Source organism: Haladaptatus salinisoli, from assembly GCF_020614375.1.
Taxonomy (GTDB): Archaea; Halobacteriota; Halobacteria; order Halobacteriales; family Haladaptataceae; genus Haladaptatus; species Haladaptatus salinisoli.
This window is the reverse complement of the sequence record NZ_CP085327.1, coordinates 2,780,619-2,795,046: the sequence shown is the minus strand read 5'-3', so window position 1 is coordinate 2,795,046 and position 14,428 is coordinate 2,780,619. Positions and strand designations below refer to the sequence as shown.

Annotated in this window: 16 protein-coding genes, 1 tRNA gene and 1 pseudogene; 11 read left to right on the top strand and 7 right to left on the bottom strand. The window is 64.4% G+C overall.

Annotated features, from left to right (window positions below):
• Positions 1 to 307: 307 nt before the first annotated feature.
• From LIX00_RS15325 to LIX00_RS15310, 4 genes are all read right to left on the bottom strand, one after another.
• Positions 308 to 598, bottom strand: a complete 291-nt coding sequence (locus LIX00_RS15325; RefSeq protein WP_227354058.1) for a hypothetical protein — start codon at positions 596 to 598, stop codon at positions 308 to 310.
• Positions 595 to 1,047 carry a thioredoxin-dependent thiol peroxidase gene (gene bcp / locus LIX00_RS15320; RefSeq protein ID WP_227355710.1) on the bottom strand — a complete coding sequence of 151 codons (453 nt, stop codon included), beginning with the start codon at positions 1,045 to 1,047 and terminating at the stop codon, positions 595 to 597. Before bcp ends, LIX00_RS15325 begins: the two co-directional genes overlap by 4 nt.
• 40 nt (positions 1,048 to 1,087) lie before the next feature.
• Entirely contained in the window at positions 1,088 to 1,258 is a 171-nt protein-coding gene (locus LIX00_RS15315) for a hypothetical protein (protein WP_227354057.1), read from the bottom strand.
• Positions 1,259 to 1,613: 355 nt separating this feature from the next.
• Entirely contained in the window at positions 1,614 to 1,835 is a 222-nt protein-coding gene (locus LIX00_RS15310; protein WP_227354056.1) for a helix-turn-helix domain-containing protein, read from the bottom strand.
• A 150-nt stretch (positions 1,836 to 1,985) separates the two neighbouring features.
• On the opposite strand from LIX00_RS15310, the gene LIX00_RS15305 reads away from it, so the two are divergent.
• From LIX00_RS15305 to LIX00_RS15295, 3 genes and pseudogenes are all read left to right on the top strand, one after another.
• Positions 1,986 to 2,570: a DUF7500 family protein gene (locus LIX00_RS15305; RefSeq protein WP_227354055.1), complete on the top strand. Its 585-nt coding sequence runs from the start codon at positions 1,986 to 1,988 to the stop codon at positions 2,568 to 2,570.
• 93 nt (positions 2,571 to 2,663) lie between these two features.
• A complete protein-coding gene (locus LIX00_RS15300) occupies positions 2,664 to 3,152 on the top strand; it encodes a chemotaxis protein CheW (RefSeq protein WP_227354054.1) in 489 nt (162 codons plus the stop codon).
• 85 nt (positions 3,153 to 3,237) lie between these two features.
• Positions 3,238 to 3,351: pseudogene (locus tag LIX00_RS15295) on the top strand (response regulator); the annotation flags it as partial.
• 200 nt (positions 3,352 to 3,551) lie between these two features.
• Here the strand turns inward: LIX00_RS15295 and LIX00_RS15290 are convergent.
• Together LIX00_RS15290 and LIX00_RS15285 are read right to left on the bottom strand one after the other, a co-directional pair.
• Positions 3,552 to 3,830, bottom strand: a complete 279-nt coding sequence (locus tag LIX00_RS15290; protein WP_227354053.1) for a DUF7521 family protein — start codon at positions 3,828 to 3,830, stop codon at positions 3,552 to 3,554.
• Position 3,831: 1 nt separating this feature from the next.
• The gene (locus LIX00_RS15285) at positions 3,832 to 4,173 is read right to left on the bottom strand and encodes an ArsR/SmtB family transcription factor (protein WP_227354052.1); all 342 of its coding nucleotides are present in this window, start codon (positions 4,171 to 4,173) and stop codon (positions 3,832 to 3,834) included.
• Positions 4,174 to 4,342: 169 nt separating this feature from the next.
• On the opposite strand from LIX00_RS15285, the gene LIX00_RS15280 reads away from it, so the two are divergent.
• The 8 genes from LIX00_RS15280 to LIX00_RS15245 all read left to right on the top strand — a co-directional run bounded on the left by LIX00_RS15280 (position 4,343) and on the right by LIX00_RS15245 (position 12,895).
• Positions 4,343 to 4,753, top strand: coding sequence for a chemotaxis protein CheW (locus tag LIX00_RS15280; protein WP_227354051.1), 411 nt, complete (start codon positions 4,343 to 4,345; stop codon positions 4,751 to 4,753).
• A gap of 529 nt (positions 4,754 to 5,282) precedes the next feature.
• Positions 5,283 to 7,103, top strand: coding sequence for a glutamine--fructose-6-phosphate transaminase (isomerizing) (gene glmS / locus LIX00_RS15275; RefSeq protein ID WP_227354050.1), 1,821 nt, complete (start codon positions 5,283 to 5,285; stop codon positions 7,101 to 7,103).
• Between the two features lie 86 nt (positions 7,104 to 7,189).
• A complete protein-coding gene (locus LIX00_RS15270) occupies positions 7,190 to 8,149 on the top strand; it encodes a polysaccharide deacetylase family protein (RefSeq protein WP_227354049.1) in 960 nt (319 codons plus the stop codon).
• A 234-nt stretch (positions 8,150 to 8,383) separates the two neighbouring features.
• Positions 8,384 to 9,970, top strand: coding sequence for an alkaline phosphatase family protein (locus LIX00_RS15265; protein WP_227354048.1), 1,587 nt, complete (start codon positions 8,384 to 8,386; stop codon positions 9,968 to 9,970).
• Positions 9,967 to 10,923, top strand: coding sequence for an NAD-dependent epimerase/dehydratase family protein (locus tag LIX00_RS15260; RefSeq protein ID WP_227354047.1), 957 nt, complete (start codon positions 9,967 to 9,969; stop codon positions 10,921 to 10,923). The genes LIX00_RS15265 and LIX00_RS15260 overlap by 4 nt, the downstream gene beginning before the upstream one ends.
• Before the next feature lie 100 nt (positions 10,924 to 11,023).
• Positions 11,024 to 11,108, top strand: a tRNA-OTHER gene (locus LIX00_RS15255).
• Positions 11,109 to 11,283: 175 nt separating this feature from the next.
• Positions 11,284 to 12,258, top strand: a complete 975-nt coding sequence (locus tag LIX00_RS15250) for a hypothetical protein (RefSeq protein WP_227354046.1) — start codon at positions 11,284 to 11,286, stop codon at positions 12,256 to 12,258.
• Between the two features lies 1 nt (position 12,259).
• Positions 12,260 to 12,895, top strand: coding sequence for a PH domain-containing protein (locus tag LIX00_RS15245; protein WP_227354045.1), 636 nt, complete (start codon positions 12,260 to 12,262; stop codon positions 12,893 to 12,895).
• Between the two features lie 65 nt (positions 12,896 to 12,960).
• On the opposite strand, the gene LIX00_RS15240 is transcribed toward LIX00_RS15245, so the two are convergent.
• Positions 12,961 to 14,424 (bottom strand): lipopolysaccharide biosynthesis protein, encoded by a 1,464-nt coding sequence (locus LIX00_RS15240; RefSeq protein ID WP_227354044.1) that lies wholly within the window; start codon positions 14,422 to 14,424, stop codon positions 12,961 to 12,963.
• Between the last annotated feature and the right edge of the window lie 4 nt (positions 14,425 to 14,428).

The following is a 14,428-nucleotide window of genomic DNA, read 5'->3' as shown; positions in this document are numbered from 1 at the left end:
ATTCGATTTTCGGGGAGAGTCCGGGACGTTCGGGAGTTCTACCGCGGACGGTTTCCACACTTATCACGGCTCCAAAATCCCGTGACCGCGACAACTGATGCAGAACGCACGGTAGCTACGCGCCGTCTATTCGCCACGGTCGTTGGAACCTACCACCGATTGAGGGTCTCAACACAGCCGCCGAAATCGAATGAAGAAACCGTAGCACCGGCTACTTCGTCCAACTCTCCGTGCGAAAGAACCGACCGCCCGAAAGAACCGACGACCGATTCCGAAGACCGTCGGCGGAGGCGGACTATCGCCGGCCTTAGGAGTCGTTTAACTCCACGTCCTCGCCCGCGTCGCCCGCATCGAGCGTGCCGGCGGTTTCGACGGCGTCGAGCCCGTCGAGTTCGCAGAGGTCGGCGACGGACTCCTCGGGGACGATCGCTCGGAGCGTCTCGAACGCCAGTTCCGCGTCCACTTCGCCGCCGAGCGATTCGACGCTCGCGCCGACCCGCTCGGCGTCCGCGTCGGCGAGTCGAAGCAGAAGGGTCACCGACTCGCCCGGGTCGGGTTCGTCCCGGATCGCGCGAACCGGACGCGAGACGTACGTCATTCGAGCGCCGAGAGCACCTCCGCGGCGTGACCGTCCGGCGAGACGTTCTCGAAGACGCGTTCGACGGTGCCGTCGGGAGCGACGACGAACGTGTTCCTGAAGACGCCGTCGAAGGTTCGACCGAACATCTTCTTCTCGCCGTAGGAGTCGTAGGAGGCGGCGACCTCGCCGGACTCGTCGCTCAGCAGTTCGAACGGGAGGTCGTGCTTCTCGCGGAAGTCGGCGAGGTCGGAGACCGAATCGTCGCTGATTCCGAGGACGGGTACGCCGCGCGCCGCGAACTCGTCCCACGAATCGCGGAAGCCGCACGCTTCGGCGGTACAGCCGGGGGTGTCGGCGCGCGGGTAGAAGTAGACGACGACTCGACCCTCGAAATCTTCGAGCGAGACGGTTTCGCCCGCGTGATTCGGGAGTTCGAACGATGGTGCCTGTCGGCCGGGTTCGAGCATGTCCATCGCTTCGCATCGCGCGACGAACTGCGTTACGGAGTCAGTCGCCCGCCACGACGAACGTTCGTCCGCCCTTCCGTTCCAGGTGAACCTCGCCGTCCTCGGCGGAACTTCGGACGAAATCCGCGACTTCGCTCGCTGACAGGCGAGATACGTCCGCAGAGTTCCACGACCGCGATTCGGCGCGCTCCGGGGCTATCTCGACGTTCATGTTCGAACGTTGTCCCGTCAGATAATGAATCCGATCCTAGCGGGGTGAAAGTGAAAGTGGCCGACAGCGGGGACGAGAAGCGCTCCACCTCGTTTCGAGGGTGAGCGTACCGCCGACCGAATCGGCGTAGGGAGTTCTCGAACGGCCGGTAATCGACTCCAGAAGATGACCGAATTGTGGTAGTACCAGCCTGAAGACCCTTAACCGCTGTTTTTTTACTGTCGAGGTCGTAGCGACTTTTCATGGGTGGCAAGTTATCCAGTGACGACCGCGAGCGAATAAAACGGTTTGCGAACACGCCGCGATACAAACGTACTCCAGACCAGCTCTGTCCCTCCGAGGACGAGGAATCCGATTAGCCGGTTACCGTCAGCGCGTTCCCCTCTTTTTCGACGAGTCCGCGCTCCCTGAGCGTGCGAACGATGGTGTAGAGCGCTATCTTCGGCAGGTCGAGACCGGCCTGTAGTTCGTCGAGCGTCGCGCCTTGTGCGGTCGCGAGGTAGAGGTAAACGAGTTTGGCGCGCGGCGAAACCAGTTCGTCGGGAAGCGACGAAACGGACGTAGTTCTGATACTCATGTCGGTGCTCCGACCCAGACATTCGACGATAATAAATCCACCTAACGACGATTGTCGAAGATTGCGCGGATGGGTAGTTTTCTAGAGACGTGTTCTCACCGAGGTGAATCGCCGGAGATTTTATGTGACGACCCGTGGTAGCGGTCGGTTATGAGCCCAGCGCGGGACGACTCCGAGGCGGAGACCGGAACGGTCCTCTCGCCCGACGAACTCGACATCGAGGACAGCGACAGCGTCGTTCCGCTGGACGAAGGGCGGTACGTCATCGGTGCCGGGGAGAAACCGTCGGTTCCGAAGGAACCGGCCCTCGCATCGACGGCCGACGAGACGAGCGAGGGGTCGGATTCGACCGACGAGCGACCCCGAATCGACTCCGAGGACGTTCGCCGATGGCTCGAAGACGATCTCGACGACGTGGAGTCCCGGTACGGCTTTCACATCTCCGCGAAGTCCGAAGACGCCGTCGGCCACCAGCGGTTGTTCTCCGACGACGTGGGAACCGTCTTCGACGGCCTGCTCATGTGGTACGCCCAGCAGGTCGACGGGAGCACGCCCGTCGAGGACGTGCTCGGAATCCTCCTGATGGAGTCGAACGTCCGCGTGCGCTACTCGCCGCGCTGCTTCCGCGGCGTCCTCGAAACCCACGACCTCTCTCCCGACGACTCCATCGCCGACCTCTTCGAGGCGATGCGAGGCGCGAACGGACTGGTCTTTCCGCCTGAGACCGACCGGTGAGTCCTCCCACCCCGTAGCCGCCGCGAATTATCCGTCGCGATAGGCGAGAGTGGGGTTTTATGTTCCGTGAGTCGATGTATCCGATAGCTGACCATGAGCGTTCAGAAACAGGAATCGGCCGAAGAAGGGGGCGAGGAGACGCAAGTCGTGGAGTTCCGACTCGGCGACGACGTGTGCGCCATCGACATCGACCAGGTGGACAGCATCGTCGAGGTGAGGAAGGTCACGCGGATTCCGCGCACGCCCGACTCCATCGAGGGCGTGATGGACCTCCGCGGAGAGACGACGGCCATCATCGACCCGAAGGAGTTCCTCTCGGTCGCGTCGGGCGACGGGGGCGAGAGCGTCCTCGTGTTGGACAGACCCGACGATAAACAGAAGATCGGCATCCGCGTGGACGAGGTGCTCGACGTGACCGCGCACACGGAAGCGCAGGTCGATTCGGGCGACCGATTGGACAACCTCGATACGCGGAGTATCCGCGACAGAGTCGCCCGCGGTATCATCCGGAAACCCGGCGACGACGGACTCGACCTCGTCATCTGGGTCGACGTCGACATGATGATCGACAGCTTGCACTAGCGTCACCGAACAATCATCAACTGTGATAATCGCGGGGGAGCATTTATTTCACCCCCTTTCAAAACCCCTATCAGGTGAAATATGAATGGCTAATGACGTACTAATTGTCGACGATTCGGAGTTTATGCGGAATCTGCTGCGCGAGATTCTGGAGGAGAACTTCGAGATAGCGGACGAAGCGGAAAACGGCGTCGAGGCGTTCTTTGAGTGCGTCTTTCATGATTTCTCACATCATGTCCGAATCGTTACGTATCATGACTCGGACGTTATCGGGAACGAATCGAAGGACTGTATTAAAACTACGTATCCAATTATCAGCCGTGATATCGGTCCACGGAGGTCCTTTCCGCCACATCGATAACCTCGACGGTTCGACGACGCCGAAACTGTCTGATTTTTCTAATTGTATATAATCGAGTAGATCACGAACAGATAGCCGATCGTCGAGAGCAGATAGTTGACGGAGAGCAAGAATCGAATGCCCTCGAAATCGAGCAAGAAGGCGCTGACGGTCGTCCCGAGCGACGCCGCGACGACGAGCGTGAATCCGACCGAGAGATGAAAGAGGGCCGAGCGGGCGGTTCGACGATAGGCGCGCACGGCGAACGCCACCATCGAAAGCCCGGCCACCGTAAGGGAGAGACTGAACACGACGTAAAGAAGTTCCGTCGGCCGCATGTCACCGCGTATCCTTCAGGTCGCGCCAAACGTCGACCAGCGAGTTCTCGGCTTCGGGGCGCTCTTCGAGCGACACCTCCAGACCGTCGTTCCGGAACGTTATCGCGACGCCGTCGATGTCGCGTCGGTACACTTTGGTTCGGCGCCCCTCGTTGGAGAACTCGCGGCCGGTCAGTTCGAGCAGATTCGCCTCCGTCAGTTCCTCTATCCTCCGATAGCTGGTCGCTATCGGGATGCCGAGTTCGTCGCTCAGCTCTTGGGCGGACTTCGGCTCGTGCGTCGCGTCGAGTATCTCGGCGTTGTACTTGTTCCCAAGCACCCGGAGCAGTTCCACGGACCCCATCGGTTATCGACTTTGATAACACGACCATAAAAAGATATCGTACCCGCGCCCCGCAGAACTTACGGCGGAAAAATTAGAATCATAGAGAAGACCCGAAGGGGGAGCGAGCGGCGAAGGCAGTAGAGCGCCCGGCGGAACAGTAAAGTGGATTCCCGGGAGAGAGGGGATAATGTCAAAAAGCGTTTCGGAACTGCAGGTGCTGGTCTTCCGACTCGAGAGCAAACGGTACTGCGTCGATATCGCGCACATCGACGAGATCGTCGACCGCGGCGAACTGACGAAACTGCCCGACTCGAAACCGCACGTCGAAGGCGTGATGGACCTCCGCGGGACGACGACGACCATCGTCAACCCGAAGACGGTGCTCGGGTTGGACGATTCGGAGACTGGCAACCGCGTCATCGTCTTCGAGACGGAAGACCGACGGAGCATCGGTTGGCTCATCGACGAAGTGAACCAGGTCGTCGCCCTGGACGAAACCGACGTGGACGAGTCCGTCGAGAGCGAGTCGGTTCACGGCGTCGTTCGACAGGACGACGAGTTCGTCATCTGGGTCAAGCCGTCGGCCATCAACGTCTGACGTCGCGCCGGCGCGACGCGGACGGCGGACTCGAGAACGCCGGCGAGCGACTCGCCGCGACCGCCCCATCGCGCCGTCGCAGTCGCGGCGCAGAAACGCGAGACGAAGGACGGGTATAATCGACGATACGACGCCGAGACGGACGCTTGTTCTCTTTCCGACTCCTCGATTCGAAAGTAACCGCTTCGTACGAGTCGACTAACGGAGATTGACGAAACGCGGCGGCTGAGCGGGTGAAACGGGCTTTTCGCGGTAGGGGACGGGTATGTAATCCATAGCCGGCCCTAGGATAGCCTTTCGCCTCGTTCAGCGAGTGTATAACAAAGAGGGAATCGGGGGATTCGTAGATACAGTTCAGCCCTCGATAACGACCGGTCGAGGTGCTCAGGACACGGTGGAGGCGAGTTACCTATGAGATTACCGAACGCTAGGCGAACAGTCGACGGTGGTTGCAACGCGCATCAGAACGAACGCCATCTATCCCTCTCGTGGCAATGAATGCCAACATCATCTCGGAGGTATCCGGCTAATGTGTGGCATCATCGCCCGAGTCGGTGAGACGGACGACGCCGTCGAAGAGCTGCTCGTCGGGCTCGAGAACCTCGAGTACCGCGGTTACGATTCGGCCGGACTCGCGGTGAAGAACGGAAGCGGCCCGGCGGTGTTCAAGCGCGAAGGACAGATTTCGCGCCTCAAAGATATGCTCGCGGACGAAGTTCCCGCCGGGGAGCTCGGAATCGGGCACACCCGTTGGAGCACGCACGGGCCGCCGACCGACGAGAACGCCCACCCGCACACGGACTGTTCGGAGCGAGTCGCAGTCGTTCACAACGGTATCATCGAGAACTACGAATCGCTCCGGACGGAGCTTCGCCAGCGCGGACACGAGTTCGAGAGCGACACCGACACCGAGGTCATCCCGCACCTGGTGGAAGAGCACCTCTCCGGCGGCGCGACGCCGGAGGAAGCCTTCCGCCTGACGGTTCGTCGCCTCTCGGGGAGCTACGCCGTGGCGATGCTGGTCGACGAGAGCGACGCCATTTACGCGACGCGTTCCGGGTCGCCGCTCGTCGTCGGCGTTCGAGACGGCAAGTACTTCCTCGCCAGCGACGTGCCCGCCTTCTTGGATTTCACCGACGAGGTCATCTATCTCGACGACGGCGACGTGGTCGTCGTCAGACCGGAGGGACACGAGATAACGAAACTCGACGGTCGGACGGTCGAGCGCCAGACGGAGACGGTCGATTGGAACCCGGAGGACGCGGGGAAGGGGGGCTACGACCACTACATGTTGAAGGAGATCCACGAACAGCCGACCGCCCTCCGCCAGACGCTTCGCGGTCGCGCGGACCCGGTGACGGGCGACATCACCCTCGAAGATTTCCCGGCGGGGACGTTCGACGACGTCCGCCGCGTGCAACTCGTCGCCTGCGGAACGTCGTACCACGCCGGACTCGTCGGAAATCAGTTCCTCGGGAGCCGCGGCGTTCCCGCGCAGACGTTCCTCGCGAGCGAGTACGCGGTGTCGCCGCCGCCGGTCGACGACGGCACGCTCGTCGTCGGCGTCACGCAGAGCGGCGAGACGGCGGACACGCTCTCTGCCCTCAGACGGGCGAACGCCGCCGGAGCGCGGACGCTCGCGGTGACGAACGTCGTCGGTTCGACCGCGGCGAGGGAGTGCGACGACGCGCTGTTCATCCGGGCCGGGCCCGAAATCGGCGTCGCCGCCACCAAGACGTTCTCCTCGCAGGTCGTCTCGCTCTCCCTGCTCGGCGAGCGAGTCGTCCGGGACGCGACCGACCGCAGGAGCGACGACGCCGAGTCGGTGCTGGCCGCCCTCTCCGACCTTCCGGATCACGTCCAGCAGATACTGGACTACACGAAGGCCCACCGAATCGCCAAACGCTACGGCGACAGCGAAGCGTACTTCTTCATCGGTCGCGGCTCGGCCTTCCCGGTCGCGCTGGAGGGCGCGCTCAAGTTCAAGGAGATATCCTACGAGCACGCCGAGGGCTTCGCGGCGGGCGAGCTGAAACACGGTCCGCTGGCGCTGGTAACCCCCGCGACCCCGGTGTTCGCCGTGTTCGACGGTCGCAACGACGAGAAGACGTTGAGCAACGTCAAGGAAGTGGAGGCCCGCGGTGCGCCGGTCGTCGCGGTGGCGAGCGACGAGAACGAAGCGGCCGCCCAGTACGCCGACGACGTCCTGACGATTCCGGACACCCACCCCGACGCCGCGGGCGTCCTTGCCAACGTCCAACTCCAGTTACTCTCGTACCACGCCGCGGAACTGCTCGACCGACCCATCGACAAGCCGCGAAACTTGGCGAAGAGCGTGACCGTCGAATGAACCGGGTGGGTAAGCCACGATTACCCACCCGAATCGGCCTGAACGGTCGGCGCGGTTTAATCGCACTCCGCTACCAGTTCCGATAGATGAACGCCGTCGTACTCTCGCTGGACGCCGAGCTCGCTTGGGGGTACCACGACCTACCGACGGTGCCCGACCACGTGGAGAGCGCCCGCACCTCGTGGTCACGGCTGCTCGCGCTCTTCGACGAGTACAACATTCCAGCCACGTGGGCCGTCGTCGGCCACCTCCTCTTGGACTCGTGCGACGGTGAACACGCGGGTCACGCGACCCCGGCCGAGGACTGGTTCTCCCGCGACCCCGGCGGCGTCGCGGAGCGCTCGCCGCTCTGGTTCAGCGACGGGATAGTCGACGCCATCGCCGACGCGAAGGCGAACCACGAGATCGGCTGTCACACCTTCTCGCACGTCGAGTTCGGGGACGAGCGGACGAGCCGCGAAGTGGCGGTGGACGAGACCCGCGCCAGCCTCGAAATCGCGGACGACGCCGGGTACTCCCTCGAATCGTTTGTCTTCCCGCGGAACAACGTCGGCCACCGTGACGTGCTCGCCGCCTACGGCTTCACCTGTTACCGCGGAACGCGCCCGGAACTCTGGTACGACGGGGGACGGTTCGAGTCGCTGGCGAAGGTCGTCGACCTGACCGTGAGCAAGACGGGGCCGCCGCTGGTCGAACCCGAGGTGGACGAGTACGGACTGGTGAACGTCCCGGCTTCCATGTTCCTGTTCGGCTACGAAGGTCGGGTGCGGACGATAACCGAGAGCGTCTGGGACGACCCCCTCATCCGGGCGGCGAAGCGCGGCATCGACCGCGCCGCCGACGCCGACGACGGCATCTTCCACCTCTGGATGCACCCGAACAACTTCACCGAGGAACGCGACTTCGAGCGACTTCGGGCCGTGCTCGAACACATCGCCAAACGACGGGACGAAGCCCGATTACAGGTTCGAACGATGGGTTCGGTGGCCGCCGAAATCAAGGGGACAGATCCCGCGACGAAACGAACGCCCATCGGACCGAGATAAGCGAACGTTTTCGCCCAGAAGCCCGCGAGTGGCCAGCGACGGCGAAGGAGGGATTCTCCCGTTTTTCCGCCGTTTCGGACGCGAGCGAGTCGAACGACGTGCGTCGCTGCGCCAGCCTCGGGCTACGAACGGTAACTCCAGCCAAACGCCTCGCAATCAGCCCATAACAAAGCGAATCCCGGTGGTGGGACGGGACAGAGCCACGGGCAGGCGGCCTGCCCAGGCGAGCTAACTATGTCGATGGAAACTTCGAGTCCGGAGCGGGCGTTCGTCCTCGGATTGGACGGCGTTCCGTGGAATTTGATCCGACGGTGGACGGGGGAGGAACAGTTGCCGAACTTCGCTCGGTTGGTCGAAGAGGGGGCCGCCGGGCCGCTTTCGAGCACTACCCCGGACGCCACGCCGCTGGCGTGGCCGACGATAGCTACGGGAGTCTGGCCCGACAAGCACGGACTGTACGGCTTCCAGCACCTCGAATCCGGCTACACTCACCGGATGAACACCAGCGCCGACGTTCGCAGACCCGAACTCTGGGACATCGTCTCGCCCGCCGTGGTCGGCAACGTTCCGATGACCTACCCCGCCGACGACATCGACGGGACGCTCGTCACCGGGATGATGACGCCGGAGACGAACGACCACTTCACCCACCCGCCCGAGTTCGCCGCGGAGATAGCCGAGGAGATCCCCGACTATCGAATCGGTCTGTCGTGGGACGAGTTCCGGGACAGACCCGACGAGTTCCGCGAGGAACTGTCCTCCCTGCTCGCGAGCCGCCGGAAACTGATGCGCCGTCTGATGGCCGAGGACTGGCGGCTCTTCTTCTTCGTCTACACCGCCCCCGACCGCCTCCAACACCTCATCTGGGAGGACGACGCGCTCCTCGACCACTACCGCGAACTGGACGACATGCTCGGCGAGGTGTTGGAGTACGTCGAGTCCCGCGACGCCACCCTTTTCGTCGTCTCCGACCACGGCTTCGGCCCCATCTCGACGTTCGTCTTCGTCAACAGTTTGCTCGAACGCGAGGGACTCCTGCACCGAAAGCGGGGGGACGGCGCGCGAGGCGCGCTCGCTCGGTTCGGACTGACGAAGGATCGCATTCAGGCCGCCCTCTCCCGGTTCGGCGTGAGCGAGCAGTCCCTCGTCGAACACCTCCCTCGCTCCGTCGTCGACTCCGTCGCCGCTCAGGTTCCCGGCGACCACAGCCTCTACGACGTGGATTTCGAGGAGACGGTGGCGTTCGTCCACGGCGAGGGGAGCGTCTACGTGAACGACACGCTGCGGTTCGACCCCGGCGTCGTCGCGCCCGAAGACGTGCCCGCGCTCAAGAGCGACCTCCGGTCGCTGTTCGAGGGAGTGACCGACCCCGACACCGGAGACCGCGCCCTCCACGTGTACGACGGCGACGAACTGTTCCCGACCGACCCTCGGTCACCCGACCTCGTCGTCAAGGGTCGCGGCGAGTACGAGACGGCGAACGCACTGACGCGGAACGTGTTCGCCGACAGCGGGAGCAAGGTCGCCAGTCACCGCCCCGAGGGCATCTTCCTCGCGTGGGGACCGAGCATCGAGGCCGAGACGGTGCCGACCGACGCGAGCGTCGCCGACGTGACCCCGACGGTTCTCCACGCGCTGGACGAGGCCGTACCGTCCGACGCCGACGGACGGGTGTTGAAGGAGATATTCCACGACGGGTCGAGACCGGGGCGACGGGCCGTCTCCCAGCGCGAGTACGGCGAGTCGGGGAGCGGCGCGTCGGTCGAGGCCGACTTCGACGACGTGGAAGACCGACTCCGCGGACTGGGGTACATGGAATGACCCCGGCGACCAGCGTGCGGAGCGCCGGAACGACCTTCGGGCCGACCGGCGAGACCGTGCTCGTGACCGGCGGCGCGGGGTTCGTCGGAAGCCACCTCGCCGAGGCGCTTGCCGAGGAGAACGACGTTCGCGTCCTCGACGACCTCTCGTCCGGAAAGCGGGGAAACGTTCCGGAGGCGACGACGCTCGTGGAGGGCGACATTCGCGACCCCGAGGCGGTCCGGGAGGCGATGGACGGGGTCGACGTCGTCTTCCACGAGGCCGCCATGGTCAGCGTCGAGCGCTCGGTCGAACGTCCGCTTCGGAGTCACGCCGTCACGGGCGACGGGTCGCTCGTCGTGCTCGACCGCGCGCGACGGGAGGACGCCCGGGTCGTCCTCGCGTCCAGCGCCGCGGTGTACGGTCACCCCGATTCCGTGCCTGTCTCGGAGTCGGAGCGCAAGCGGCCGACCTCCCCCTACGGTATCGATAAACTAACCGCGGACCTCTACGCCCGGCGATTCTGCGACCTCTACGGGCTGGAGACGGTCGTCCTCCGATACTTCAACGTCTACGGGCCGCGCCAGAACCCCGAGTACAGCGCCGTCGTCCGGGTGTTTCTCGACCAGGCCCGACAGGGCGACCCCATCACGGTCGAAGGGGACGGGACGCAGACGCGGGATTTCGTCCACGTCTCGGACGTGGTGCGGGCGAACCTCCGCGCCGCGACGACCGACCGGACCGGGGAGGCGTTCAACGTCGGCACCGGCGAGAGCGTCACGATCCGCGAACTGGCGGAGACGGTGCGCGAGGTGACCGACTCCGACTCCGACATCGTCCACACCGACCCCCGCCCCGGCGACATCGACCACAGTAGGGCGGACGTGAGCCGGGCGCGGGAGGCGCTGGGCTACGAACCCGCCGTCTCGCTGTCCGAGGGACTCGCTTCGCTCGTCGGCGAAATCACGGCCTAAAATCGAACGATTACGGTTGACACGGAGTCCCACGAAGTGACCGATGACGACGCTTCAGGGAGTCCATAACAAAGGTACTCCCCGCCATCCGTGGAAACGAGGAAGGGTGGCTCAGTGGTAGAGCACCACCGCTTCGTCGGTGGGAGCCTCACAGGCTTCGCGTGGTTCGAATCCCGCCCCTTCCGTTTTCGCTCCTCGCGTCCGTTCGTCGGTGCGACGAAACGACGTCGATTTTCCCGACCTCCGTTCGTCCACTCGGAGTGGAGTTCGTCGGCGTGGTCGACCGCGCGACGAGGAACGAGGCAGCAGCTACTATCGAAAAAGTGACCTTTATTATATCCGAGCGGAATTCGAGATGTAATGAGAGGACGCTACAGACGGACGTTTCTACGATCGGCGACCCGAGGACTCGCGGTCGCCACCGCGGCCGGACTCGTGGGGTCGGCGCGCGCTTCGACGACCGTGTCGGTCTCGGGACGAGTCGTGTGCGCCGACGGGGAACCGGCCGGTGACGTAACGATGGAGGCGAACACGAACTCGCACCCCAGAACGACGACCGACGGTGACGGTTACTTCTCGCTCGACGTCCCCGCGGACGCCGGCTTCTATCTGGGGATGTACGAGTACAAAACCGACGGGAGTCCGCCGAAGCGAGACGGAGTCCCGTTCGTGTACGACTTCGGCGAACGGTCGGTCGGAAAGAGTGACGCGAACCTCGGCACGCTCAGGCTCCCGGAGACGCACCGCGTGACGCTCCGAGTGCTTCACGCCGACGGCGAACCGGCACCGAGCGCGGAACCCGACATCGCGGCGAAGAGCGGCGGCCACTGGTTCGGCGCGGGCCCGTCGAAAGTCCGCGTGACCCGCGACGGCTATCTGAAGCTCACCGATACCGATTACACCGGTGTGGAACTCGGTGGGGCGGTTCTCCTGAGCGCCGAGTTCGCGGAGACCGGTGCGAAGTACGAGAAGTCGTTCAACGTCACCGAGCCGACCGACCTCGCGGTACAGGCGGGGAAAGGGTTCCGCGAGGCGTCGACCACTACGACCGAATCGACATCTCCCGCGACGACGAAAGAACCGGGAACGACCGCATCGGCCGAAACGCCGACGACTTCGAGAAGTACGACCGGTGGAACGGCCGCCACGACCGTCCGAAAATCGGGTCCCACCGCGACAGCGCCGAACTCGACGCGAAACCGCCGACGAGGATTCTTTTCGAACGGGAACGGTGACGCGTCGGCGGGGGTCCTCGAAGACCCGTACTTTCTGACCGTCGGCGGCTTCGCGCTTTCGGTTGGGGGGATCCTCCATCAACTCGTGAGGGGGAAGTGAGATGGCGCGCGGAAAAACTATCGTCTGGAGTTCGATGCTCGGCCTCCCCTTCGTCCTCGCCGGCGGACTGCTGCTGTTGGATACGACCCGGCTACCGACGACTTTCGGCCTTCCGTTCGTCCTCTTCGGTCTGTTCGTTATCGGCACCGGTGCGTACGTCCAGTGGCAGTCGAGCCCGAATCGGCCACATCTCCGCGACGGCGAGGAGCTCGTCGACTACCGCCACCCGACGCAGCGAGTTGCCGCGGTGAAAATCGCGCTCAGCTACCCTTGCCTGTTTGCAACCATGTACCTCCTCTTTTTCACGTTTCTCCCCTACGTTTACCCGACGGTCGCGCTCGTGATTGGACTGTACCTGTTCTCTACCGGCGTCCACACCTACTGGACGAACTCGCTCACGACGTATTTCATCACGTCCGACCGTATTCTCAAGGAGTATCAGTTCGTCTCCCGCGTTCGACGGGAAGTTCCGCTGAACAAGGTTCGCGGCGTCGAAGAGCGCAAGTCGATAACGGAGGCGCTCGTCGGTCTCGGAAACGTTCGAGTCGCGACCGGCGGCGGTCGGTCGCTGGAGATCGTTATGCAGAACATGGATAACTCGAACGAGTTCGCCAACCAACTCAGGGATCTGCTCTGAGCGTCCGACGCTCACGACGCGAATCGACGTTTCCGATTGAGGATGACCCCCTTCGTGCTCGTCGGCTAGGCCAGCACCCGCATCACCCGCCGCACGTCGAGCAGTCCGCTCGCGCTCGCCAGTCCGCCCCAGACGGCGACGCCGAGCACCACGACCGCGACCAGCGAGAGCAGGCCGGAGACGAACGAGAGCGCGACGAACACGACGCTCGACATGACCAGCGTGATGGCGCAGACGAACGCCACGTGGCGGAGCGTGCGCGGGAGCGACAGCGGCAGTTCGTGGTGCACCACGGCGAGGTTGACCAGCGAGTAGACCGAGAACGTGGCGACCGTGGCCCACGCCGCGCCGACCGCGCCGAAGGTCGGGATGAGCAGGAGGTTGAGCAGGAAGTTCGCCGCGGAGGTCGCGCCCTTGGCCCACGCGCGCTCGCGCGCGCACCCGAGGTAGTCCAGCGCGTCGCTCGTGATGAACATCACCGCCTGCAGGACGATGTACCCCGCGAACACTTGCACCACGGGAACCGCCCCGGCGTACTTCGCGCCGAACACCTGCGTCACGGCGGGGTCGGCCACGAGCACCAGTCCGGCCCCCGCGGGGACGTAGAGCAGGAGCGTGTGGCGGAGCGTCGTCTCGTAAAGGCGGGCCGCCGACTCCCGCTCGTCGCCCGCCTTCCGCTCCCCGTAGGTCGGCGAGACGGTGAACCCGAGCGAGGCCGCCGGCGCCTGCACGAACGTCGAGATGCTCTTGGCGAGGAAGTAGTAGCTCACCGCGAGCGGTCCGACGAGCGCGCCGACGAGGATGGTGTCTATCTTCTTGTCGACGACGTTCGCGCCCTTGGTCGCCGCGAGCGGAACGCTGTACCGGAGCACGCGCCCGGGGAGCCCGGCCTCGCGGTCGCCCGGCTCGTGGGTCGAGTAGAACTTTCGGTAGAGCACGCCCAACCCGACCGCGGTCGCCAGTGCGTAGCTCGCGACGTAACCGGCGAGCGCCCCGACAGCACCGCCGACGACGAACGCCCCGACCGCGACGAAGACGAGCAGACTCGCGCTCCCCGTCGCCCGCGTCACCGCGCTCCACGTCACGCGATTGAACCCCTGGAAGACGACCACGGCGAACGTCGAGAGCGAGTGGACGGCGATGTAGGCCCCGCCGAACGCCAGCAGCGGCGCGAGTTCGGGCTGGTTGATGAGTCGCCCTATCTCGCCAGCGAAGAGCGCGAACGCGCCGGCGACGACGACGGTGGCGGCGACTCGAGAGCCGAGCGCGACCCGCAGGACGTGCGGAACCTGCCCCGAGTCGCGCTCTCGGTACTCGGTGACGTACCGGGCCGCCGACTTCGCCGTGCCGAGGTCGGCGAACAGGCCGGCGACGCCGAGCACCGCGAGGGCGCTTCCGAGGCGGCCGTACTCCGTCGGCGTGAGCAGGTATCGCGTGAGCAGGACGACGAGCAGCCCGCTCGAAACGACGTGGAGCACTCGCGCGCTCATCGTCGCCTTGAATCCCTGTGAGAAGGTTTTCGAGTCCATCGTT